Below are 22,608 nucleotides of genomic sequence, written 5' to 3' on the forward strand. Positions count from 1 at the left end.
GCCCTGGCAGCAGGTACTTGAAACGTCAGATCAGCTCTTGGCTTTTGGCATCTGCGACACGAGCGACAGGCCGATGTCCATACCTTCGACCTGGAAGTGCGGGATGATAAAGAGCTTGATGCGGAAGAAGCCCGGGTTGTCTTCGATGTCCTCGACCGTGACCTTTGCCTCGCGAAGCGGGTGCGAAGCCTGGAGTTCGTCGCCCGGATCCTTCATCTCGGTCACGAGGCCCTTGATCCAGTTGTTCAGCTCCAGCTCGAGCAGACGGCGATCCTTCGTTGTCCCGATGTTTTCGCGCTGGATCAGCTTCAGGTAGTGAGCAATGCGCGAAAGCAGGAAGATATAGGGCAGGCGCGCATTGATGCGGCTGTTCGCCGTAGCTTCCTTCGTCTCGTACAGCGCTGGCTTCTGGGTCGAGTTGGCTGAGAAGAAGCAGGCAAAGTCGTGATTCTTGTAGAACGAGAGCGGAATGAAACCGAGGTTCGCGAATTCGAACTCGCGCGTCTCGGGAATCAGCACCTCCGTAGGAATCTTCGGCTGGGCTCCGGTCCCGAGATCATACAAGTGGACCGGCAGGTCCTCGACCTTGCCGCCCGCCTGCGGACCGCGAATCTGGACGCACCAGCCATTGTTTACGAAGCTGCGCGTCATGTTGGCCGCAAACGCAAACGAGGCGTTCACCCAGAGGTACCGGTTGTGATCCGGGCCCTTCACCGCTTCTTCGTAGTTGAAGGCACGCACCGGCACCGTATCCTTGCCGTACGGCAAGCGGCCCAGCACGCGCGGCATGGTCAGACCTACGTAACGCGCGTCGTCGGTGTCGCGGAAGCTCTTCCACTTGATGTACTCGGCGCGGTCGAAGTAGTTGCCAATGTCCTGGATGGCGGCCACTTCTTCCATCGTCTTCTTGCCGAAGAACGCCGGGCCGACCGAGCCGATGAACGGCATGTGCGCTGCGGCCGCGACCTTCGAAACGTTGCGCAGCAGCGCGATATCCTGAGGCGAGTTGTCAAACTCGAAATCGCTGATCAGCGCGCTGACCGGCTGGCCACCCGGGGTGTCGTATTCTTCGACGTAGGTAAGACGATAGAGACCGCTCTGGATGAGTTCCGGTGCGTCCTCGAAATCACGCTGTAGCCCCTCCTTCGAAACGTCCAGCAATTCGATGCGTGCGTTGCGACGAAAATCGGTACGTGCGACCAGCATCTTGACGCCGCGCCAGCGTCCTTCGAGCGCCTGGAATTCGGGGGCATGCATCACCGCGTCAAGCTGGCGACTGATCTGGCGATCGAGCTGGCCAATATGGAAGTCGAGCAGCGACTTGTCGAGGCGATCGACCGGCTGGCTCGACTTCGCCACCAGCTCGAGAAACGCGCCCATGCCGCGTGCGATACGCTCGTCAGCCGAAGCCTCGGAGAGCATGTCGCCATCGCGGAAGGCTTCAAGCGGTCGCGCCTCTGCCACGGGTTTGAGGTTGATCTTGCTGCACAGCGTGGCATACACACTGTCATTTTCGAGCACAACGGTCTCAGTTGCGCCCTGGCTAGTTTTATTCTGGTTCATTGCTGTTCCTGTCTGCTTTTGAAACACAAGCTGATTGCGAAAGGCGGTGAAAGCCGCTTTGGCGCGGCGGCCCTCAGGCATGCCCTTCCGGCTGGGTCGCAGCCGTGGCAAGCTGCGCCAGTTCGCCGCGCAGCTTGTCGGACAGACGCTTGTCCTTCAGGATCTTCTCGAACTCGCGGCGGAACGTCCCGTTATCCAGTAGATTCGATTTGAGGTCGCGTAGCAGGTTGCGCATGGCGAGCAAGGCCTGCAGTTCGGGAATCTGCCGCGCCACCTGTTCCGGATCAAAGTCCTTCAATGAGCGGAACGACAGATTCACGGGCAATTCGCTACCATCGGCGGACAAGGTATTTTCGACACCGAACTTCAAATTCGGCGCATAGTCGCCGAGCACGGCATCGAAGTTATTTTTGTCGATGTTGACTTTCTTTCGCTCGGCAAGCGGTGCGTGTTCCGCGCCCGCACTAAAATCGCCCGCCACGAGCAGTTTGAGCGGCAGTTCGACTTTCTTCTGAGCCCCACCCGTATGAAGGTCGAGCGTAATAGATACGCGGCTTTTTGGGATTTCGCGCTGAAAACTGTCCATAGTAGACCTAAATAATTCAGATTCAAGATTCCGCAGAACTTGACGGTCGCGATGCGGTGTCGCGTGCTGCATGTGCTGTGCTTCGCCACACGCATGCTCGCAGAGAACTATGTTAACGGCACCCCAAGGCGTGGCCTCCATTCATGCGACTCATTTGCGACGACCCATTAAATATGAATATCTTCATGCCGTCAATTAGAATTTATTTTCCCATTTATCTCAAAATATAAAGCAATCCATTGGATTCACCGTATCTCAGTTTTATGATATTTCTCTCCAAAAAATCCATTTTCCGGCATTGATGTCGATCATATTTAGCATTCGACAACAATAGCGAGATACGTGATCGGCATAATCTTCGCCCATGAGTTGTTGAGGTTTGTCAGATCTCAATACCGATTCAATACAAACCCCGGTTTACCCTGTATAAAGTCGTTCGACTTCCTCAATTGAAGTCATTGGCCGAAAGAAGAAAAGCACGAACCACAAGAGACCATCACCTATGCGGATCCATAAACCTCTCTGGCACGACGGCCTGATACTTTCTCAGCAACACTTCCAGCAGTTGGAGCGCTCGAGCGAATTCGGCGTACAGCAGCTCGCGGCTGCGGCATTCGCTGAGCCGTGGGGCACGCTGGGTGTCGTCGTGGATGAAGAAGCGCTCAACACGGGTCGCCTGAAACTCGAGCAACTCAAATTGCGCCTGCCAGATGGAACGCCATTCGACTCGACGGTCAGCGACGCGATACCAGGGGCACGCGATCTGACGCAGGGTATCCCAGCGGATCGCCAGAGCCTGATCGTCTACGCCGCGCTTGCGCTGCCCGACGCCACCGGTAATAACTGTCGCTTTGACGAGACTACGCTCGCGCGGCCGCGGCGTTCGTATCGCGAGTTCGTGAAGGTCGTGGATCTCAACGGCACGGCCGAGACCGAGATTGCCGTCGAACGCCACGCGCTGCGCCTGCTCTTCGATTTCGAGCCGCATGCTGATGATACTGTGTGTGCGGTGGCGCGTCTCTCGCGCGCTGCAAACGGCCAGTTTCAGGTCGATCACCGCTTTGTTCCGCCGTGTCTCACACTTGGCAGCCATCCGCTGCACATAGAGCGGATCAATCGCCTCGCGGATATTCTGCAAGCGAAGAGTCTTGCGCTCGGTGCGCGCCGCAGCGAACGCGTCGAGCAGGTTACCGAATACGGCGTGGCCGACGTACAGCTTTTCTGGCTCTTGCACTGCATCCATTCGGCGTGGCCCCAGTTGCGGCTTTTCCTGTCTCATCCCGCGCGGCCACCTGAGCAACTCTATGTCACGCTCACCCAACTGGTCAGTGCGTTGACGACTTTCTCCACCGACATACAGCTTTCGGACATTCCCGCATGGGACCACGCACACGCCGATGACGTGTTCACGAAGCTGGAATCGATGATCCGTGAACTGCTCGACGCAATCATCCCGTCCCGCGTGATCCCAATTGGCCTCACCCGCAAGACACCGACAACGTGGACTGGACAGTTCCTCGACGAGCGCATCGTCGACGGCGCGTCAGACTGGTATCTGTCTGTCAACGCACGCATGACCGCGTTCGATCTGGTCGAGCAGTTCCCTCGTCTGTGCAAGATCGGCGCGCCGGACGATGTCGAACACATCGTCAATTCGGCACTCCCTGGCATTCCGCTCAAGGCGGTCCAACGGGTGCCGGGCGCCATCCCGGTTCGACTGGACAACCAGTATTTCTCGCTGGACTCCGGCAGTCCTGCATACGGCAGGATGCTCGCCGCGAGAGCCTGCCAGATCTATCTCCCGGGCTCTGTCGCTGATGCCTCGCTTGAACTTTACGCGGTGCTCCGCTCATGAAAGTCCTGACAGATCGCCGCCACACGGCCGCACTTCTAGCGTCCGAGCCCGGCTTGGGTCGCGCAAGCACCCCTGGCATCCGCGACCTGCTACGTGACACCGGATTGCTTGTTACGTCGCTCGGCGACAACGGAACCGTTCACGATGCAGACAAGTTCCGCGACAACTGCCGCAAGCTGATACAGAAGTTCTCGGAGGCCCTCACACGACATGGCTACCCCGAAGACGTCAAGCACGAAATCCTGCTCGCGCAGTGCGGCCTGATCGATGAAACGGCACTACGCCATTTACCGGAAAGCAGCCGGGCAGCCTGGGCGCTCAACCCGTTTCAGGTCGAGCGGTTCAAGGTGCACGACGCAGGTGAATTCGTCATTAACCGGATCGAGGCGCGCTTGCGGGAAACGTCGCCGAACGCAGACCTGCTTGAGGGCTACGCCGCGATCCTGGGCATGGGGTTCAAGGGCCGCTACGCCCTCGATGGAGAAAGCAGGCTCATCGAACTCATGGGAGCGCTCGACACGCGGCTGAAAAAGCTTCGCCCCCATGAAGAACGCTCCTTCATCTCGGACCGCTCAGGACGCCAGCTTTCCGACTGGTTTCGCCGGCTTTCACCGTGGGCTGTCGCCGGCATCGCCTGCGTTGTCGCGGCCGCCATCTGGAGTGCGTGGGCCGTTGCACTCAACACGCAAGCCACACACATTCTGTCGGCGAAGGTTGCCCAGCCGTGAAATCAGACCTGCCTCTGCTGACTTCTGCGCCCAATGACGGGCAGGTTCGCGGCCACGAAGGACTGGATTATCCGTTCCGGTTACAGATTCTTCTGGCAGGCGCTCTGGCGCTTGCCCTTATCTGGTTTGTGGCGCGGCTCAGTCCGGCGCTCGCGTGGCTCCTCTCCGGCGCGGTGGTGTTCACCGCGGCGCTGCTTGCCTTCCTGTATACCCGCCGAATCGCCATCGCGCGCAAGCAGGGCGCGCACGTTCTCGCCGCACTTGCGCAAGCAACGGCCGACATTCCGATCGATCTGCGTACGCGAATGCCTCTCGTCTTGACGACTGGCGATGAACTGCCCGCACTGTTCAACAGAGAAAGGCGCGAGGGTTTCGCCTATGTCGGAGAAGGCGCAATCTGGCTCCGCGTGGACAAACCCAAGGATCTCGCACGTCTGGCCGTCGCGGTGAAGCAGTGGCGCGACGGACGCGCCCCTGATGGCGTCGTGATCTCGGTTGTGCCCGCAAGGTACACGGACGTCGATCTGCTGACCCAGTCTCTGCGAGCGGTACGTCAGGCAGTCGCTGACACCACACGCATGCTCGGCGCGCGCACTCTTCCCGGCTATGTTGCGGTGTATCAGCGACTGACAGCCGGACCCGCAGGACTCGCCGGCCCTGAATGGCACGGTGTTTCTTCGGCCTCCCGAATGATTGACGCGCAGCGGTTCGAGGCCGTGATACGGGCGGCCGAGGACGAGGTAACGAGCGCGGCGGACCGCTGTGCGGCGGCTACGCGGGCGGCGGCACTTGCGGCGATCATCGGCTGGACGCAGCGCGTCGTGTTTCACGCGCTGACAGACCCGAGGCAACCTGCGACGCCGCTGGCGCTGTTCGGCGCTGGCTGGATCGACTGCGGCCCGGCGGGTAATGCCGGCAACCCGTGGAACATGGCTGTGGAGATGCAGACCAGCGTTCTGCGTAGCACGGGCGCCTCGCCCGCGCCCTTGCCGCTGCCACAGCCACTGATCGAGGCACTCCCTGTGCGGCACTGGAGGTCACCGCGACGCCTGGCGCTGATCCATGCGCTTATGTTGTTCGCGTGCGCGGCCGGCGTTGCGTTTTACTGTGCCGGAAAGAACAACCAGGCGCTGCTCTCGCGCATCGGGGCCGATCTCGGGCGTTACTCGATGATTCCGGCGGACCACGACGCCGCACGGCGCGAGGCGCTGAAAAGCCTCGTGAATGATCGCGACGAACTCGACCGCTACGCGCGAATGGGAGTACCGCTCAATTTGTCGTTCGGCTTGTATCGGGGCGCGCGACTGATCCCTGCGCTCAACAACGCGATTGCCTCGTATCAGCCTCCCCCGCCGCCGCCAACCGTCGTCACCCTTGACAGCATGTCGCTGTTCGACAGCGGCAAGGCCCAACTCAAAGATGGCTCCACAAGAGTCATGGTCAATGCGCTCGAGATGATCAAGGCGCATCCGGACAAGCGGGTTCTCGTGGCGGGCCACACAGACAACGTCGGCGATCCCGACAGCAATCTGCAGCTATCCACCGCGCGCGCGCAATCCGTGCGCGACTGGCTGGTTGATGCCTCCGGCATCCCGGCCACGCAATTCGCGATCCAGGGCTACGGCGACACGCGCCCCCTTACAGAAAACGACACGGACGCCGGGCGCGCCAGGAATCGTCGTGTGGAAATCACCCTTGTGCCTGACACCCCGCAGCGCGCCGCAGCGGCCACCGCCATACAGCCGGTAACGCCAGGCGTCGCGCCCAGGTAGGGAGCGTTTGTCCCCGAAGCCAAGGCTTCGGGTTTTGTGAGCCCGGTCACTGTTTCCGGGCGATTGTCGTAGTACAAAAAGAGGGAGTTTAGGAATGGCAATTCCGTCATACATGTGGCTCAAGGACGATGGTGGCGCTGACATCAAGGGTTCGGTGACCGTCCAGGGCCGCGAGGGCAGCATCGAGATTACGCAGTTCAATCACGACCTGCATATTCCGACCGACGACAACACGGGCAAGCTGACCGGCACGCGCGTGCACGCTCCGATCAAGCTCATCAAGGAAACCGACGCGTCGACGCCGTATCTCTACAAGGCGGTGACGAGCGGCCAGACGCTCAAGTCGGCTGAGATCAAGTGGTACAAGATCGACGACGCCGGCAAGGAAAAGGAGTACTTCAACACGAAGCTCGAAAACGTCAAGGTCGTGGCGGTCCGTCCGAAGATGCTCGACATCAAGATCCCCGACTTCGAGAAGCACAACCATCTCGAGGAAGTCGAGCTGCGTTACGAAACGATCACGTGGTCCTACAAGGACGGCAACATCATTCACAAGGACACCTGGAACGAGCGTTCCTGATCCTTGACGGTGGTCTGGGGGCCGTCGCCGCATGACGGTCCTCTTTTGCCAGTTTGCGTAAGCCGACTGGCTTTTTTGCTGCGCCGGGCGGCTGCCTGTAGTGGCAGCTTCCCTCCCCCCTGCGCCCCGCACGAGCAGTCACCACATGACCCTGCATAACGACCGAAGCACCTTTTCCCGGGATATCAGCCAGCTCCTGCGCCGGCTCAATCCGCATTGCGCGGCAACGCTTGAGGCCGCAGCAAGCCTGTGCCAGACGCGCCTCGCCGATGAGATCACGGTCGAGCACTGGCTACTCAAACTGCTCGAGGCGGGCGACGGCGATATTCCCGCCATTCTGGATCACTACGATCTGGACGTTGACGCCTTATGGACCGCGTTGCTTGGCGCGATCGAGCACACTCCGCGCAATCTGCGGGGCCGGCCGGGCCTTTCCCCGCAACTGGCCGCCGTCCTGCAAGACGCCTGGTCTCATGCGCTCAACCTCGCCGACACCCGTGAGACAACGATCCGGTCAGGGCATGTTCTGCAAGCCATCGTCGAGGCGCCGCACGCGCTGCGCACGCGTTCCACCTGGCCGCTTCTCTCCGTAAGCAGCGCGCAGATTCAGCGTCTGCTGCCGCGTCTCGGACACCGTACGTGCGAAAACGCCGCCGAGACGCCAGAAGCGGAACCGGAACAGTCGGCCGCGGCGAACGCGGCCGGCATTGCGGATTCCGCGGAACACGCAAGCGCGGCGCCGACGGTAACGCGCCGTGTGGACGGCGACGCGCTGGCCCGCTTTGCGATCGACATCACAGGCAAGGCGCGGGAGGGCAAGATCGACCCGGTCTTTGGCCGCGATCGCGAAATTCAGCAGATGGTGGATGTTCTCGCGCGCCGACGCAAGAACAACCCGATCCTGGTAGGCGAGCCGGGCGTGGGAAAAACGGCGCTTGTCGAAGGCCTCGCGCTTCGTGTGGCCGAGGGCACGGTCCCGAACGTGATCCGCGACGTGCGTATCCTCACGCTCGACCTTGGTCTGCTCCAGGCGGGCGCGGGCGTGAAAGGCGAATTCGAGCAGCGTCTGAAGAATGTGATCGATGAGGTGCAGGCATCCAGCGTGCCGATTCTGCTCTTCATCGACGAGGCGCATACGCTCATCGGCGCGGGCAATGCCGCGGGCGGCGCGGACGCGGCCAACCTGCTCAAACCCGCGCTCGCACGCGGCGAGCTGCGCACGATCGCGGCAACGACCTGGTCGGAATACAAGGAATACTTCGAGCGCGACGCCGCGCTTGAGCGACGCTTCCAGATGATCAAGGTGGAGGAGCCGGGTGACGAAGCAGCGTGCCTGATGCTGCGCGGACTCAAGAGTCGCTACGCGCAATACCACAACGTGCATATCCGCGATGAAGCGCTCGTGGCCGCGGTCAAGCTCTCGCGTCGCTACATCCCGGCCAGGCAGTTGCCGGACAAGGCAGTCGACCTGATCGACACGGCGGCCGCGCGCGTACGGATGGGTCTTGAATCGCCGCCGGCCGACCTGCATCGCGCACGCGCCGCCGTCTCGGCGCTGGAACTGGAACTCTCGACAGTGGAGGACGACGCCCGGGCGGGAGTCGCTGAAATGAAGGGGCGTGAGGCAGAGCTTCGCGCGGCGCTCGTCGAGTCACAGGCCGCGCTCGAGACGCTGCAGCAGCGCTACGAACAGGAGCGTGGCTTCGTGCGTGCACTGCATGAACAACGGGCTTCTGCTTCGGGTAGCGAGCCCGGTTCCCTCGCACAGGCACAGGAAACGCTCCAGCGATTCCAGGGCAAGACCCCGCTGATTTTCCCGGACGTGGACGCGCAGGCGATTGCGCGTGTGGTCGCCGAATGGACCGGCGTGCCAGTCGGGAACCTCGTCGAGGACGAACTGGAAAGTCTTCTTACGCTCGAAGCGCAACTGGCCAGGCGCGTGGTAGCCCAGGACGATGCGCTCGCCGCGCTCGCGGAAAGCCTGCGCACCGCCAAGGTCGGATTGAAGAACGAGCACGCGCCGCTCGGTGTATTCCTGCTCGCGGGCCCATCCGGTGTGGGCAAGACCGAGACTGCACTCGCGCTAGCCGACCTGCTCTTCGGTGGCGAGGCGGCGCTCACCCCGATCAACATGTCGGAGTACCAGGAAGCGCATACGGTGTCGCAACTCAAGGGCTCGCCGCCGGGCTACGTCGGTTACGGCCGCGGCGGCGTGCTCACGGAGGCAGTGCGGCAGCGCCCCTACAGCGTCGTGCTGCTCGATGAAGTCGAAAAGGCTCATCGCGACGTGCTGGACATTTTCTATCAGGTATTCGATCGCGGCACCATGCGCGACGGCGAAGGCCGCGAAATCGATTTTCGCAACTGCGTGATCCTGATGACTTCCAACCTCGGCAGCGCGCAGATCGACGAGATGACTGCCGACAATCCGGACAGCGCGCAACCTGCGTTACTCGAAGCCATCCATCAGCAACTCGTCGCGCACTTCCAGCCGGCGCTGCTCGCGCGTTTCCAGACACTGGTGTACAAGCCACTCGACGTGGTCGCACTTGGCGCCATCGTGCGTCTGAAGCTCGACAAGGTGGCCGGGCGCCTGAAACGTCAGCACGGCGTCGAGCTGGTTTGCGACGACTCCCTGATTGCTGCAATGGCGGAGCGTTGCCTCGCCCGTGAATCCGGCGCCCGCAACGTGGATGCATTCCTCAACCAGCGCGTGCTCCCGGCAGTGTCCCGCGAACTGCTCACCCGCATGGCCAGCGGCACTACACCGGCGAAGATTGTCCTGTCGAGTTCGACTGAAGGCAGTCTTGCTATCGATTTCGTGGATCACGCCGGGCCGGCCGCACTTACGCCCGAAGCAATGGCCAGGTAAGGGAGTCTCGCCATGCCGACAGGTCCGTCCCTATACGACATGCTGCTTGGCCATATCAATGGCGAGGCACTCGAAAACCACGATGACAATACGCTCGAAATCCTGAGTGTCCAGGCGAACATCGGGCGAATCCTGAATACACGGGCGGGTGCGCTCAAGCACGTGCCCGAATATGGATTGCCCGATCTCACCGACGTGTACAAGAACCTGCCAGCCTCGGTTCACGATCTGCGCAACCAGATGGAAAACACGCTGCTGAAGTTCGAGCCACGCCTGCGTTCGATCGACATTGAAATCAGCGACAAACCCGATCCGGGGCTGCTCGTGAGCTTCACGATGGTCTGCCACCTCAGGAAGGCCGGGCTGGTTCGGTTTGGAACGTATTTCGAACCGCCCGGGCGTATGCGTGTCGAGCGGCTCATTAATCGCGAACGTGATCACTAGGGTATAAGATACGGCTCCTTAACCGCCACTTATCGAACCAACGGAGTGTTTTCAGTGATTCAGGCAATTCAACCGGGCGCCGTCTTCAAGGACAATCTCGCACTGCTGCCGGGCATCGCCGGCATCGGGCGCATCGATCTCGTGGACGCTTTGGGCAACGTGGCCGCGACCATCGAGAACCAGCCCGGCAAGCAGGGCTCGCTCGCGGTCTACCACTATCTGCGCGAAGTCTTCGGCACGCTCGATACCAACGCCGCCGAGCATGGCCTCGCCGTGTTCGCCGAACACACCGCGGACGCGCGCAACCGCCCGGGCGCCCACCCGAACGTCGATCGTCTCCTCGAAATTGCGGCAGGCGGCCCGGCGCTGCGCATCGACGTGATCGCCGCAGCCTGAGCATCGCATTTTCACGCTCTTCCTGCTACGGTTGAACGTGCGGAAAAGGCATCCTGCAAACTCAGTCATCAGACGTCGCCATCGCGCATCCTGCAAGCGCAATTTCACGTTCGCGGGGCACAATGGCGAACCCATCCTAACGACGAGGAGCGCGTGATGGCCCTTCCTTACGGCTACGTTAAAGCGAAGATCGTTTCCGCACCGCGACTGAAGTCCACGCGGCGGCCCCACGAAGTCCAATATCACCTGCACTTCGGCGTGACGGTCGACGGTGCGCAGTGGGACATCGCGGTCAACGTGGGCACCACCGATGCCGACGACCTGCTTAAATACAAGCTCGTGTTCGATTTCAACCACAGCGTGCTCACCACGCTCGAAGGCGCGGCGGAAGGCAAGAGCGATCTCACGGGCACCGACGCGCTGCCCGCCATCGACTTCGAGCGCAGCGACTTTCTCGCCAATACGGGCGCGTGGCGCAACAGCGACGTAATGGACGGCTCCGAGCAGGTAGAGCCCGTCGCCTCGTTGCAGCGCCTTCTGTTGCGCGCACAACAATCATCGCTCGACGTCTACGTATTCGGCCGCTTTTACAGCGAAGGCGACGGCATTCACGACGTTCACATGAACCAGGGATCGAAGGGCGAGTTCATCCACAGGGCGGGCAACGATTCGAACGACCACAACGACATCTGGCAGGACGGCGCGCTGCTCGTAGATCTGGGCGATCCCGAATGGGCTTTGTATGTAGCGGCGTTCGATCAGCAATACGTTCCGACCGACGACCTTGGCAACCCCATGCCGAACTCAAAGCCGATTTCGTGACTTCAACGGCGAGCGGGCGCACCCCTAACCGGCGCGCGCCCGTTCGCCCGAACGGATCGACCGTTCAGAAGTCGATCTTCGCGTTGAGGCTGACCGTGCGCGGATCGCCCGGCGCGATGTAATCGGAGTACTGGAACATCCAGTAGCGACGATTCGTGATGTTGTCGATCGCCGCGCGCAATGTCACGTCATGGCCGCCGATGCGGGTGAAGTAGTTCGCGCCCAGGTTCACGAGCATGTAGCCGCCCGTTTCCAGATTGTTTGCCGGGCGCACCTGCGTGCTGCCCGTGAACTTCGCATCCGCGGCCAGTTGCAGGCCTTGCACGTAAGGCACGTCGTAAGTCACACGGCCAGCCGCGACGAACGTCGGCGCGCCGGCCACGCGATTGCCGTTGAACGACTGGCCCTTCGCGTACCACGTATCGAGCAGCGTCACACTGCCCGCCACCTGCCAGCTACGGCCAAGACGCACACTGCCACCCGCTTCGATACCTTCGTAGATCGAATTACCGTCCTGCACATAGACGTTCTCGCTGTTCGCATAGGACGCGCCGCGCTCGATGCGGAACAACGCCGCCGTCGCGCTCCAGCGCTCATGCTCGCTCTTGACGCCGATCTCATACTGACGCGAGCGCAGCGGACGCAGCATCGCGCCGCCGTTCGCGTAGATGCTATCGACGATCGCGCCCTGCTCCAGCGCCTCGACGTAGCTTGCGTACAGCGTCGTGTTCGGCTCGAGCTTGTACATGAGCGCGAAGGTCGGCGTGAGCACGCCGTTCTGGCTGTACTGCGACGTCTTTTCGCCCGTCGTTGCGTAGTTGTTCTGACTATAGTTCGTGTAACGCAGGCCAGCGAGCACCGACCAGCGGCTCGTAATCTGCATCGTGTCGCTCACGAACGCCGAAGCCTGCGTGATGTCGCTCGCGCGGTACGTTTCGAGGCCGCCGCCCGAATAGAATCGCCACGGGTTGGGCTGATACAGATTGCCGTCGCCGAGCACCGTATAAATGGAGTTCGACGCGTAATTGTTCGTCTGATGCTGGTACGCGCCGCCAATCACGAGTTGATGCGTGAATGGCCCGGTTTTCACCTTGCCCTCGAACATGCCCTGCCAGTAGATGTCCTGATGGCCTTCGTCGCCGTTCCAGCGCGAGTCGGTATAGTCGCCCGCCTGGTTGAGCAGTGTGAGCGTGCTCTCGTTGCGGTCGCGCGCCGACTTGCTGTAGCTGCCCGAGGTGGTGAACGACCAGTCGGGCGTGATCTGGTAACGCACGCCCGCCGTATAAAGCTGCAGGTTCGTGTTGATGTGCTGGTCGGTGCCCCCAAGCAGGTTGGTGCCGCCGCTGATCACCGCGGGCAGGCTCGACGCCGTGTAGCTGCCCGTGTAGATCGCAGGCGTCTGGCCGCTAGAGCGGATCGTCTGGTAGAGCGCGTTGAACCAGACCTGCAGGTCGCGTGTGAGCTGGCCGTCGAGCGCGAGCGAAACCGAGTTGCGGTTGTAGTCGCCGGCGTTGAAGGTCTTGCCCGCTTCCTTCGTGTAGTTCACGCGCGCGCCGAACATGTCGTCGGGACCGAAGCGGCGGCTCAGGTCCACGTGCGTGCTAAGCAGGCCGTCCATGCGGTAGCCCACGTCGAGGCTCGTGACGGGGTCTTTCTCCGGCCGCTTCGTCACGTAGTTGACGAGACCGCTCGGCTGCGCGAAGCCGTACATGAAGCCGCCCAACCCCTTGAGCAGTTCGACGCGCTCCAGCTGCTCGTAGGGCATCGTGATGCCGTATGAGATGAACGGATTGCCGTCGATGCGAAAGCCGTTTTGCCAGTCCACGGGCAGGCCGCGAATGGTGATGTAGGTGGCCCACGCGTTGTACGCGTTGCTGTTGTTGCTAACCGAGGCGTCGCCGGCGAACACGTCGCCGAGCTTGTAGACCTGGCGCTCGGCGAGGTCCTCGCCCGTCACGACTGTGGTGGAGAACGGCGTGTCGAGCTGCGAACGCGTGCCGAGCGCGCCGCTGTTGACCGGCGTGCGCAGGTTCAGCGGCGAATCGGCAGCCTGGCTCGCGCTGACCTTCACGGCGGGCAGCGCCTGGTCCGTGCTCGTGGCGGCCGCAGCGCCGTCCTGCACGGCGGCCGGGTTCTCCGTCTGGGCAACCGCGGCCTGCGCAGCCGCAAAAGTAAGCCAGGCCGCAAAATGCAACGGCCGCAGTGGCCGGGGCTGCGTGCGTCGAGCGCGCCGCGCGTGTTCTCGGTTGTTCATGTCGTTTGGGAAAGGTCGTCTCGCCAGTGCTTGCAAATGCTTCAATAAGAAGCATTCTCATTCTTACTGGCGGGCGATATTAACAAACCCTTACGGTTTTTCCAAGAACCAGGCGGCATTTGTCTGTTTTAATACCTTTCTACCCAATACCGCTCAAAAATGGACTCAGAGCGGCAAGCTAGAGAGGGTTACTGCTCCGAGCCAGATGGGCGCCTGGAAATACGCCAGGTCGCGACATAAAATACAGGCCCAGTCAGTCCATTCGCGTGGTGGCCGCGTATGAAACACGCTACGTTCCCCGTGCTGCTCGTTCTGGCTTCGGTCCCGGCCGCATGGGCCATGGGCCTTGCCTTGGCAAACGAAACCACGGATCTGCCCTCTTCTCCCCCAAGCGCGGCGCCTGCCACGCTGCATTGGCCGCCCGCCTCGCCTTCGTCTGTTCCGCCTGGCATTTCCCGCGCCGCGCTGCATACGGAGGACCGCAAAGACGGGCGATCGTATTTCGAAGCACTACCGGCTGACGATGAAAAACTCGACGATCACGGCGCATCCTTGCGCGGCGATCGTTTTCATTGGCAGCAGCAATAGGGTTCGCGCTGCCCGGTGCTGCTGCCTTAATAGTTAGTTTTCCTGATTATTGATGCTGCGGGGGTGCGCGGCGGCTCAATCGCAGGCGGTTGTCCCAAAGCTTTATCTGCACCACTGAGCCGCCGATAAAACGCCAGCCGGCGACAGCCATACCTCGAAATCCGCACCGCCAGGGGCGCGCGGACATCCCCGCTTATTTGGCGAAAAGCTGGCCGATGTCCTTGAACGCCTTGAATTCGAGCGCATTGCCGCACGGGTCGAGGAAGAACATCGTGGCCTGCTCGCCCACCTGCCCCTTGAAGCGCACGTACGGTTCGATCACGAACTTCACGCCGAACGTCTTGAGTCGTTCGGCCAGCGCCTTCCAGTCGCCCCAACTCAGCACGACACCGAAGTGCGGTACAGGCACGTCGTGGCCATCCACAGGGTTCGTATGCGCATGGTCCTGCGAGGCCGTTTTTGGATGCTCGTGAATCACGAGTTGATGGCCGAAGAAGTCAAAGTCGACCCACTGCGCGCTCGAGCGTCCCTCCGCAAGCCCGAATACACGGCCGTAAAAATCGCGCGCGGCTGCGAGGTCATAGACGGGAATGGCGAGATGGAAAGGGGAAAGCGACATGGATACCTCCACTGTCTTCGAAAACGATCCCGACATGGTAGACAGCCCTAAGCAAAAACAAAATCAATATATAATTTTCTGATTAACAAATATTATTGATGAATGATACGCGAACTCAGAACCCTCATTGCCGTAGCGCGAGAAGGCACGTTCGCCGCGGCGGGCCAGAAGATCGGCCTCACCCAGGCCGCAGTGAGCGCGCAAATACAGCGCCTCGAAGCGGAGATGGGTTTCACGTTGTTCGACCGCGAGGGGCGCGCGGCGCGCCTGAACGCGATGGGCCAGCAGATCCTCGCGCAGGCGCAGGAAGTCATCCGGCTTTATGAGAACCTGAGTTCGAGCGCGGCCGGCCCCGCGGCAACCGGGCGTGTCACGCTCGGCGCGATCGCGTCCGTGCAGCGCGCGCTCGTGCCCGAAGCGCTGGCCGAATTCCATCGCCGTTGCGCGGGCTGCCGCACGCGCGTCATCCCGGGCGTTTCGATGGAGCTGCACAATCTCGTGGACGCTGGCGAAATCGACATGGCGGCTATCATCCGGCCACCCTTCGCACTGCAAAGCGATTTGCGCTGGACCACGCTCGCGCGCGAGCCGTTCCGGCTCATCGTGCCGCGCCATGTGAAAGGCCACGCCTGGGCCGACATATTGGCGACGCAGCCCTTCATTCGCTACGATCGCGCATCGTTCGGCGGACGTCAGGTCGATCGGTTTCTGCGCCGCGTGCACTGCGCCGTGCAGGACCTGAGCGAGCTTGACGAACTGGAAGCCATCGTCGGGCTCGTCGCGAACGGTGTGGGCGTCGCGCTGGTGCCGCAGACCTCGGCGTGGCGGCGCTGGCCCGCCAAAGTACGCGCGATCGACCTTGGGCAGCACACGTTCCATCGCGACGTCGGGCTCGTGCATCGTGCGCCGGGCACGCTCAGCGAACCTGCGCGCCTGCTGATCCAGTTGCTCGAATCCCGCGCCCAGGCGCAGCCAGCGGGCCCGCAGGCCTGAACATTTGCGCGACGGCGGCCTCCTTAGGTTATTCAACCAAATTCGCCTGAAAATACATTAAAAATAACTGGAAGAAAATCAATACGATTGCGCAAACCACTATCCTTTCGCCCTCCAACCCATAGGAACGCCTATGCCGCGCCCCATCGCCGCCCGCATTCAACCCGATGCCATCCGCCACAACCTGGAGCTTGCGAAGCAGACCGCCGCGGGCTCGCGCGCGTTTGCCGTGATCAAGGCCAATGCGTACGGTCACGGCATCGAGCGGATCTATCCGGCACTCGCGGGCGCCGACGGCATCGCCCTGCTCGACCTCGATGAAGCCGTGCGCGTACGCGAGCTGGGCTGGACCAAACCGCTGCTGCTGCTCGAAGGCGTGTTCGAAGCCGCCGACGTCGAGCTGGCCGTTGCACGCCGGCTCACCGTGGCCGTGCATTGCGACGAGCAACTCGATCTGCTCGAAGCCGCGAAGCCGCCGCATCCCCTCGACATTCAACTGAAGATGAACTCGGGCATGAACCGCCTGGGCTTTCGCCCGCATGCGTATCGCGCGGCGTGGGAACGCGCGCGCGCCATTCCGTCGATCGGCGCGATCGGCCTCATGACGCACTTCGCGAACGCCGACGACGGCCAGGTCGACTGGCAGCTCGACACGTTCGACGCCGCCGTGCAGGGCATTCCCGGCGAGCAGTCCGTGTCGAATTCGGCGGGCGTGCTCTGGCACACGCGCGCGCATCGCGACTGGGTGCGCCCCGGCACGATTCTCTATGGCGCGTCGCCCACGGGCGTGGCGCGGCACGTGCAAGGCTTCGGTCTGCGCGCGGCCATGACGCTCACGAGCCGCATCATCGGCGTGCAGACGCTCGCGCCGCAGGAAACCATCGGCTATGGCCGAACCTTCGAGGCCGACCGTCCCCTGCGCATTGGCGTGGTGGCGTGCGGCTACGCGGACGGCTATCCGCGACACGCGCCCACCGGCACGCCGATTGCCGTGGACGGCTTGCGCACGCGCGTAGTGGGCCGCGTGTCGATGGACATGCTCACCGTCGATCTCACGCCGTGCCCGCATGCCGGCATCGGTTCGAGCGTCGAGCTATGGGGCGACCAGGTGCGCGTGGACGAAGTGGCCGAGGCATCGGGCACCATTGGCTATGAGTTGATGTGCGCGCTCGCGCGGCGCGTGCCGGTGGCCGTGGCCGACGGCGCGAATACGCAAGCCACCATTGCGCGAGGACGCGACGAGCAGGTCGCGGCCTGACCACGCTTAACGCTCGCTGACGAAATTTCCTCAAACTTCCGGTTGAGCCCAGGCCTTACGTCACCTATTTTTGTGTTGACGCGCGACGCATTGCACGCCGCGCGTTGCGAACACTTGAAGGAGACACTCGTGGCCGACCAGGAGACTCACGCTCGCGCGCCGCACCATGCGGACTACCGGCTCATCGGCGGCGCAGGCGAACGCGCGGGCGCCGCGGGGCTTGTCAACGCGAACTGGTATCGATGCGCCGTGCCGCGCCCCGTGATGAAGCAACTGATGCAGCGCAGCGACGCACGCGCGATACGCGACACCGCGATCTGGTATGCGGCCATCGTGGCGAGCGGCGTGCTAGCCGGCCTCCTCTGGCACGCGCATTCGTGGTGGGCCGTGCCCGCCTTCCTGCTGTACGGCACGCTCTATTGCAGCCCCGCCGATTCGCGCTGGCACGAAGCGGGTCACGGCACCGCATTCAAAACACGCTGGATGAACGACGCGCTTTATCAGATCGCGTCATTCCAGGTGTTTCGCTGCGCGACGATCTGGCGCTGGAGTCACGCGCGCCATCACACCGACACGCTCGTGGTAGGCCGCGATCCCGAGATCGCCGCACCGCGCCCCACAGACTGGCTTTCGCTCGCTCTGAACATTTTCGCGCTCAAGCACGTATCGCGCGAACTGCCGCGCATGATCTGCGCCGCGTGCGGGCGCCTGGGCGCGGAAGAACAAAGTTTCGTGCCCGCCTCCGAATGGCCCAAAGCCATACGCGAAGCGCGCCTGAGCCTGCTTGTCTACGCGATCGCGATTGGGCTGTGCATCGGTTTTCGCACGATTCTGCCGTTGCTGTATATCGGCCTGCCGAGCCTTTACGGCGCGTGGCTTTATCTCTACTTCGGCCTCACGCAGCACGCAGGCATGCCCGAGAACGTGCTCGATCACCGCCGCAACTGCCGCACTGTGATGATGAATCCCGTGTTCCGCTTTCTTTACTGGAACATGAATTATCACGTCGAGCATCACATGTTTCCGATGGTTCCTTTTCACGCGCTGCCGCGCCTGCACGAGGTCGTGAAAACGGATATGCCGCCGCCATATCGCAGCAGCCTTGCCGCGTACGCGGAAATCATTCCCGCGCTCGTGCGGCAAACGAGCGACCCCGCATATCACGTGGCGCGCCCCGTTCCGGGCCACGCCGAAGCCTGATCCGTTGCGTACACAACCGTCACACGAAACCGGAGACACCCTCATGCCCCAATGGATCGACGCAGCGGCACTCGACGATATCGAAGACGAAGACGTCATGCGCTTCGACCACGGCGGACGCACCTTTGCGATCTACCGCGTAGAAAGCCAGGTCTACGCGAGCGACGGGCTCTGTACCCATGAACATGTGCATCTGAGCGACGGACTCGTGATGGGCCACGTAATCGAATGCCCGAAGCACAATGGCCGCTTCGACGTGCGCGACGGCAAGCCGCTTTGCGCGCCGGTCTGCGAGAAACTCACAACGTATCCGGCAAAAGTCGAAGGCGGACGCATCTATATCGAGGTGTGATGCAGCGAAACCTTGCGCGTCATGAAGTTTTCTATTCGAGGCGCAATATTTAGACACCGCCTACGGACTCGCCGATTGCGCGTTGTACACCGCCAGGCGTAACGGCCGCAACCGCGTGACGTTCCAAGGACAAATCGCTTTCGCGGGTCGATCCCGCCGACCGCGCAGTTGCATGGTTCGCCCGTTTACGATAATTTATGCTCGTTTTTGATCGATTCAACGAGCAAGCGGGAGCCACCACCCATGCAACGAACACGCCAGGAGGCCAGTGAAGGCCTGCTCCCCGACGAACGCGAGCGCCTGATCCTCGAAAAGCTGCACGCGGAGGGCCGGGTGCTGGCCGCCGAACTGGCCGCGCAGCTCGACACCTCGGAGCATACGATCCGGCGCCATTTGCGCGATCTCGCCGAGGCCGGGCACTGCAAGCGCGTGTATGGCGGCGCGCTCCTCACCTCGCCGGCCAACAAGCCCGCCTCCGAGCGCATGCGCGAGCAACTGCCGGCCAAGGCGCGCCTCGCGCGCGCCGCCGCCGCGCTCGTCAAGCCCAACCAGGTGATTCTGCTGGACGCGGGTTCGACGAACGTCGAGATTGCGGCGGCGCTCCCCGAAAACGCCGGCCTCACAGTCGTCACGACGTCGCCGCAGGCCTGCGTGCGACTGCTGGAGCGCCCCGGTATCGAAGTGATCCTCATCGGCGGCCGCGTGAGCGCGCAGGCCGCGGGCGCGCTGGGGGCGACGGCGCTCGTGCAAATCCGGCAAATCAAGGCCGATCTCTGCTTTCTCGGCGCCTGCGCGCTCGATCCTTCGGAAGGCGTCGCCGCGTTCGATGCTGAGGATGCCGAAATAAAGCGCGCCATGGTCGCCGCAAGCGGCCAGATCGCCGTGGCCGTCACCACCGAAAAGCTCATGACGTCGGCGCCTTTCGTCATTGCGCCGTGCGCTTCGCTCGACTATCTGATCGTCGATGCCGACGTTCCCAAGACCCGTTTGAAGCAACTCAAAGCCGCGTGCGGCGACGTGGCGGTGGCGCGATGAACCTTCTACGCGAACGCTACGCTACCACGGCCGTCTTTCTGGCGAACGGCTTCGGCATTGGCGCGTGGGCCGTCGAGGTGCCGCGCGTGAAAGACAAACTGCTCCTTGGCGACTCCCTGCTCGGCGTCGCGCTTTTTGCCTTTGCGCTAGGCGCGATCGTCGCCATGCCGCTCGCCGGGCGGCTCGCACCGAAGTTCGGCAGCGGCCGCGCGACGGCGCTGCTCGGCGTGCTGTTCGTCGCCGCGTTTCCTTTGCCTGCGCTCGCGCCCAATATCGAACTGCTATGCGCCGCGTTGCTACTGCTCGGCGCGCTCAATGGCGCACTCGACGTTTCGATGAACGGCCACGCCAGCGCAATCGAAAAAGGATGGAACGGCCCGATCATGTCGTCGTTCCATGCGGCCTGGAGCGCAGGCGGCCTCGCGGGCGCAGCCGTTGGCACGGTGCTCCAGAAAGCAGGATTCGGTGTACTAAGCGGTCTCGCGTTGCCTGCCATTCCCATCGCCGTATTGATCGTGGGAGCGGCCGTGTTCTCGCTGCGCGACGTCGGCACGCGTCCCGAGGCAGCGCCTGGCGGCGGTTTCGCGCTGCCGCAGGCGGGCGTCGTGAAACTCGCCGCGCTCGCGTTCCTGTGCATGATGACCGAGGGCGCCATTGCCGACTGGAGCGCCGTGTATCTGCGCACCGCATTGCCCGCGCATGCGGATAGCGCGGGTATCGGCTATACGGCGTTCGCGTTCGCGATGGCGGCGTGCCGCATGGTGGGCGACGCGTTCGTGCGGCGGCTGGGCGCCGTGCGCGTGGTTGCGCTGGGCGGCCTGCTTTCGGCTGCGGGTCTTGCCGCTGTGCTCGCTGCGCCAGCGCTCATTACGGCTGTGGCGGGGTTCATCTGTGTCGGCATTGGGCTTGCCAATGTGGTGCCGGTGATTTTCAGCGCGGCCGGACGCACGACCAATCCGCCCGTTACCGGTGTTTCGATGGCGGCAACCGCGGGCTATGCGGGCTTTCTCGTGGGACCGCCGATCATCGGTTTTGGCGCGGGGTTAATGGGTTTGCGGCTTGCGCTCTGCGTGCCAGTGCTCGCGACGCTCGCCGTGTGCTTTGCGGGTAGCCGCGCGGTTCGTGACGTGGATGCGTCGCGCGGCGAACCGGCCACGCAGGCTCCAGTGCGCAACGACACGCGTGACACGGATCGCATCGAGGCGGAGTAACGCGCAGCCGCCCGGCGTATCGACTTCGAATATCACCACAAGATCCGGATATCCCCACAAAAGCGCCCTACGTAGACTCGATCCCGAAGCTCAACCACTGCATCCGGCCCACGCCGGATCGAACTTCGGGACATTTACGATGGGAATCACGCCAGGCAACACCCACCCGCAGCGCGTCGTCGTCAATCTTTCGCACGCGAGTCTCGCGGCGCAATTCAGCGAGCAGATGGCCATCGCCGTCATCCCGATCGTCGCCGTGGTGGCATTGGGCGCGAGCGCTGAGCAAAGCGCCTCGCTCCAGGCCGTCAACACGCTGCCGTTCCTGTTGCTCTCGCTGCCCGCCGGTCTCGTTGCCGATCGCAGCCGGCGCAAGCCGCTCATGATCGCAACCGAACTGTTGCGCGCCGCCGCGCTCTTCGTGCTGTTCGCGTTGTTTCATGCACGCGTGCTAACGCTCGACACACTCGGCGCGCTGGGCTTCGCCATCGCAACGGGCACCGTGGTGTTCAGCGTCGCCGCGCCCTCGCTCGTCGCGGCCATGGTCGAAACGGGCGATCTGCTCACCGCCAACCAGCGGCTCGAAATCGCGCGCAGCATCGCCTATACGGCGGGGCCTTCCGTAGGCGGCATTTTCGCGGGCTGGGCGTCGGGCGTATTCGCGTTTCTCGCGGCCTTCGCGCTGTCGCTCGCGAGCGCCTGGTTTCTCGCACGCCTGCCCGCCGAGGCGCGTCGCCCACGCTCGCGCCGCGCGCTCTCGCGGGAACTCTTCGACGGCGTGCAGTTCATCGCGCGCAGCACACATCTGCGGCCAATCGTGGCGACGGCCTTCGTCTTCAATACGTCGTGGTATCTGCTGCTCGCGGTGTTCGCCTGGTACGCGATCCACCGGCTCGCGTTCGCGCCATCGGCCGTGGGTGCGGCGCTGGGCGTGTATGGTTTCGGCATGGTGGGCGGCGCGTTTCTCTACAAGATCATCGCAAAACACCTTGTTTTCGGGCGCCAAATCCTGCTCGGCCCGATGAGCGCCGCACTTGCGTCGCTGTTAATGGCGAGCACCCCGCTCACGCATTCGCGCGCCACCGTGTTTATGGCTTTTTTTCTGTTCGGCTTCGGGCCGATCGTCTGGACCATCTCGACCACGGCGTTGCGCCAGGTCGTCACGCCTCGCGACCTGATCGCGCGCGTCTCGTCGGTCATCATGATGGCGACGTTCGGCGCGCGTCCGCTCGGCGCGCTGCTTGGCGCGTTTCTGAGCACGCGCCTGGGCATGACGAGTTGCCTCGTGGGCGCCGCTTGCGGATTCGCCATTCAGTTCGCGATCATCGTGTTCTCGGCGCCTGCGCGGCTGCGCTCGATTGAAGGTCTCGACGAAGCGCGAACCGAAACGCTAAACGCAAAGACAATGCGCTTCGCGACTGAGAACGAGCGGGAATAAGGGGATCGAAGTCACGCCTCGGGTGAATGGATGGCGTCCCGGCGC

20 protein-coding genes are annotated in these 22,608 nt (G+C 62.7%); 16 read left to right on the top strand and 4 right to left on the bottom strand.

Going from position 1 to position 22,608, the window contains the following annotated elements; translation table 11 throughout:
- Positions 1 to 30: 30 nt before the first annotated feature.
- Together tssC and tssB are read right to left on the bottom strand one after the other, a co-directional pair.
- Positions 31 to 1,563, bottom strand: coding sequence for a type VI secretion system contractile sheath large subunit (tssC, locus tag U5768_RS04525; protein WP_322029575.1), 1,533 nt, complete (start codon positions 1,561 to 1,563; stop codon positions 31 to 33).
- A 73-nt stretch (positions 1,564 to 1,636) separates the two neighbouring features.
- Positions 1,637 to 2,149 carry a type VI secretion system contractile sheath small subunit gene (gene tssB / locus U5768_RS04530; protein WP_322029184.1) on the bottom strand — a complete coding sequence of 171 codons (513 nt, stop codon included), beginning with the start codon at positions 2,147 to 2,149 and terminating at the stop codon, positions 1,637 to 1,639.
- A 502-nt stretch (positions 2,150 to 2,651) separates the two neighbouring features.
- On the opposite strand from tssB, the gene tssK reads away from it, so the two are divergent.
- The 8 genes from tssK to U5768_RS04570 all read left to right on the top strand — a co-directional run bounded on the left by tssK (position 2,652) and on the right by U5768_RS04570 (position 11,618).
- The gene (gene tssK, locus U5768_RS04535; RefSeq protein WP_322029185.1) at positions 2,652 to 4,004 is read left to right on the top strand and encodes a type VI secretion system baseplate subunit TssK; all 1,353 of its coding nucleotides are present in this window, start codon (positions 2,652 to 2,654) and stop codon (positions 4,002 to 4,004) included.
- Entirely contained in the window at positions 4,001 to 4,732 is a 732-nt protein-coding gene (locus U5768_RS04540) for a DotU family type IV/VI secretion system protein (RefSeq protein ID WP_322029186.1), read from the top strand. Before tssK ends, U5768_RS04540 begins: the two co-directional genes overlap by 4 nt.
- On the top strand, positions 4,729 to 6,504 hold the full coding sequence (locus U5768_RS04545; protein WP_322029187.1) for an OmpA family protein: 1,776 nt from the start codon (positions 4,729 to 4,731) through the stop codon (positions 6,502 to 6,504). Before U5768_RS04540 ends, U5768_RS04545 begins: the two co-directional genes overlap by 4 nt.
- A 94-nt stretch (positions 6,505 to 6,598) precedes the next feature.
- Positions 6,599 to 7,084, top strand: coding sequence for an Hcp family type VI secretion system effector (locus U5768_RS04550; protein ID WP_322029188.1), 486 nt, complete (start codon positions 6,599 to 6,601; stop codon positions 7,082 to 7,084).
- Positions 7,085 to 7,229: 145 nt separating this feature from the next.
- Entirely contained in the window at positions 7,230 to 9,956 is a 2,727-nt protein-coding gene (tssH, locus tag U5768_RS04555) for a type VI secretion system ATPase TssH (RefSeq protein ID WP_322029189.1), read from the top strand.
- A gap of 12 nt (positions 9,957 to 9,968) precedes the next feature.
- The gene (tssE, locus tag U5768_RS04560) at positions 9,969 to 10,400 is read left to right on the top strand and encodes a type VI secretion system baseplate subunit TssE (RefSeq protein WP_322029190.1); all 432 of its coding nucleotides are present in this window, start codon (positions 9,969 to 9,971) and stop codon (positions 10,398 to 10,400) included.
- 54 nt (positions 10,401 to 10,454) lie between these two features.
- Entirely contained in the window at positions 10,455 to 10,796 is a 342-nt protein-coding gene (locus U5768_RS04565; RefSeq protein ID WP_415913848.1) for a DUF2322 family protein, read from the top strand.
- Positions 10,797 to 10,952: 156 nt separating this feature from the next.
- Positions 10,953 to 11,618: a DUF2278 family protein gene (locus U5768_RS04570; RefSeq protein WP_322029192.1), complete on the top strand. Its 666-nt coding sequence runs from the start codon at positions 10,953 to 10,955 to the stop codon at positions 11,616 to 11,618.
- A 64-nt stretch (positions 11,619 to 11,682) separates the two neighbouring features.
- Here U5768_RS04570 and U5768_RS04575 read toward each other — a convergent pair whose 3' ends face one another.
- Positions 11,683 to 13,872, bottom strand: coding sequence for a TonB-dependent siderophore receptor (locus U5768_RS04575; protein ID WP_415913849.1), 2,190 nt, complete (start codon positions 13,870 to 13,872; stop codon positions 11,683 to 11,685).
- A 300-nt stretch (positions 13,873 to 14,172) separates the two neighbouring features.
- Here U5768_RS04575 and U5768_RS04580 point away from each other — a divergent pair, with 300 nt between their 5' ends.
- On the top strand, positions 14,173 to 14,460 hold the full coding sequence (locus U5768_RS04580; protein WP_322029193.1) for a hypothetical protein: 288 nt from the start codon (positions 14,173 to 14,175) through the stop codon (positions 14,458 to 14,460).
- Positions 14,461 to 14,653: 193 nt separating this feature from the next.
- On the opposite strand, the gene U5768_RS04585 is transcribed toward U5768_RS04580, so the two are convergent.
- Positions 14,654 to 15,079 (bottom strand): VOC family protein, encoded by a 426-nt coding sequence (locus U5768_RS04585; RefSeq protein ID WP_322029194.1) that lies wholly within the window; start codon positions 15,077 to 15,079, stop codon positions 14,654 to 14,656.
- A 102-nt stretch (positions 15,080 to 15,181) separates the two neighbouring features.
- Between U5768_RS04585 and U5768_RS04590 the strand changes: the two genes are divergently transcribed.
- The 7 genes from U5768_RS04590 (at position 15,182) to U5768_RS04620 (ending at position 22,563) form a co-directional block, all read left to right on the top strand.
- Positions 15,182 to 16,072: a LysR family transcriptional regulator gene (locus U5768_RS04590; RefSeq protein ID WP_322029195.1), complete on the top strand. Its 891-nt coding sequence runs from the start codon at positions 15,182 to 15,184 to the stop codon at positions 16,070 to 16,072.
- A 133-nt stretch (positions 16,073 to 16,205) separates the two neighbouring features.
- The gene (alr, locus tag U5768_RS04595; protein ID WP_322029196.1) at positions 16,206 to 17,330 is read left to right on the top strand and encodes an alanine racemase; all 1,125 of its coding nucleotides are present in this window, start codon (positions 16,206 to 16,208) and stop codon (positions 17,328 to 17,330) included.
- A gap of 129 nt (positions 17,331 to 17,459) precedes the next feature.
- Positions 17,460 to 18,530: a fatty acid desaturase family protein gene (locus U5768_RS04600; RefSeq protein WP_322029197.1), complete on the top strand. Its 1,071-nt coding sequence runs from the start codon at positions 17,460 to 17,462 to the stop codon at positions 18,528 to 18,530.
- A gap of 43 nt (positions 18,531 to 18,573) precedes the next feature.
- Entirely contained in the window at positions 18,574 to 18,882 is a 309-nt protein-coding gene (locus U5768_RS04605; protein WP_322029198.1) for a non-heme iron oxygenase ferredoxin subunit, read from the top strand.
- A gap of 243 nt (positions 18,883 to 19,125) precedes the next feature.
- Positions 19,126 to 19,917, top strand: a complete 792-nt coding sequence (locus U5768_RS04610; protein ID WP_322029199.1) for a DeoR/GlpR family DNA-binding transcription regulator — start codon at positions 19,126 to 19,128, stop codon at positions 19,915 to 19,917.
- Complete coding sequence (locus U5768_RS04615) at positions 19,914 to 21,128, top strand: MFS transporter (protein ID WP_322029200.1); 1,215 nt, start codon at positions 19,914 to 19,916, stop codon at positions 21,126 to 21,128. Before U5768_RS04610 ends, U5768_RS04615 begins: the two co-directional genes overlap by 4 nt.
- 139 nt (positions 21,129 to 21,267) lie before the next feature.
- A complete protein-coding gene (locus U5768_RS04620; protein WP_322029201.1) occupies positions 21,268 to 22,563 on the top strand; it encodes an MFS transporter in 1,296 nt (431 codons plus the stop codon).
- Positions 22,564 to 22,608: the final 45 nt, after the last annotated feature.

Source organism: Paraburkholderia sp. J76, assembly GCF_905220295.1.
Taxonomy (GTDB): Bacteria; Pseudomonadota; Gammaproteobacteria; order Burkholderiales; family Burkholderiaceae; genus Paraburkholderia.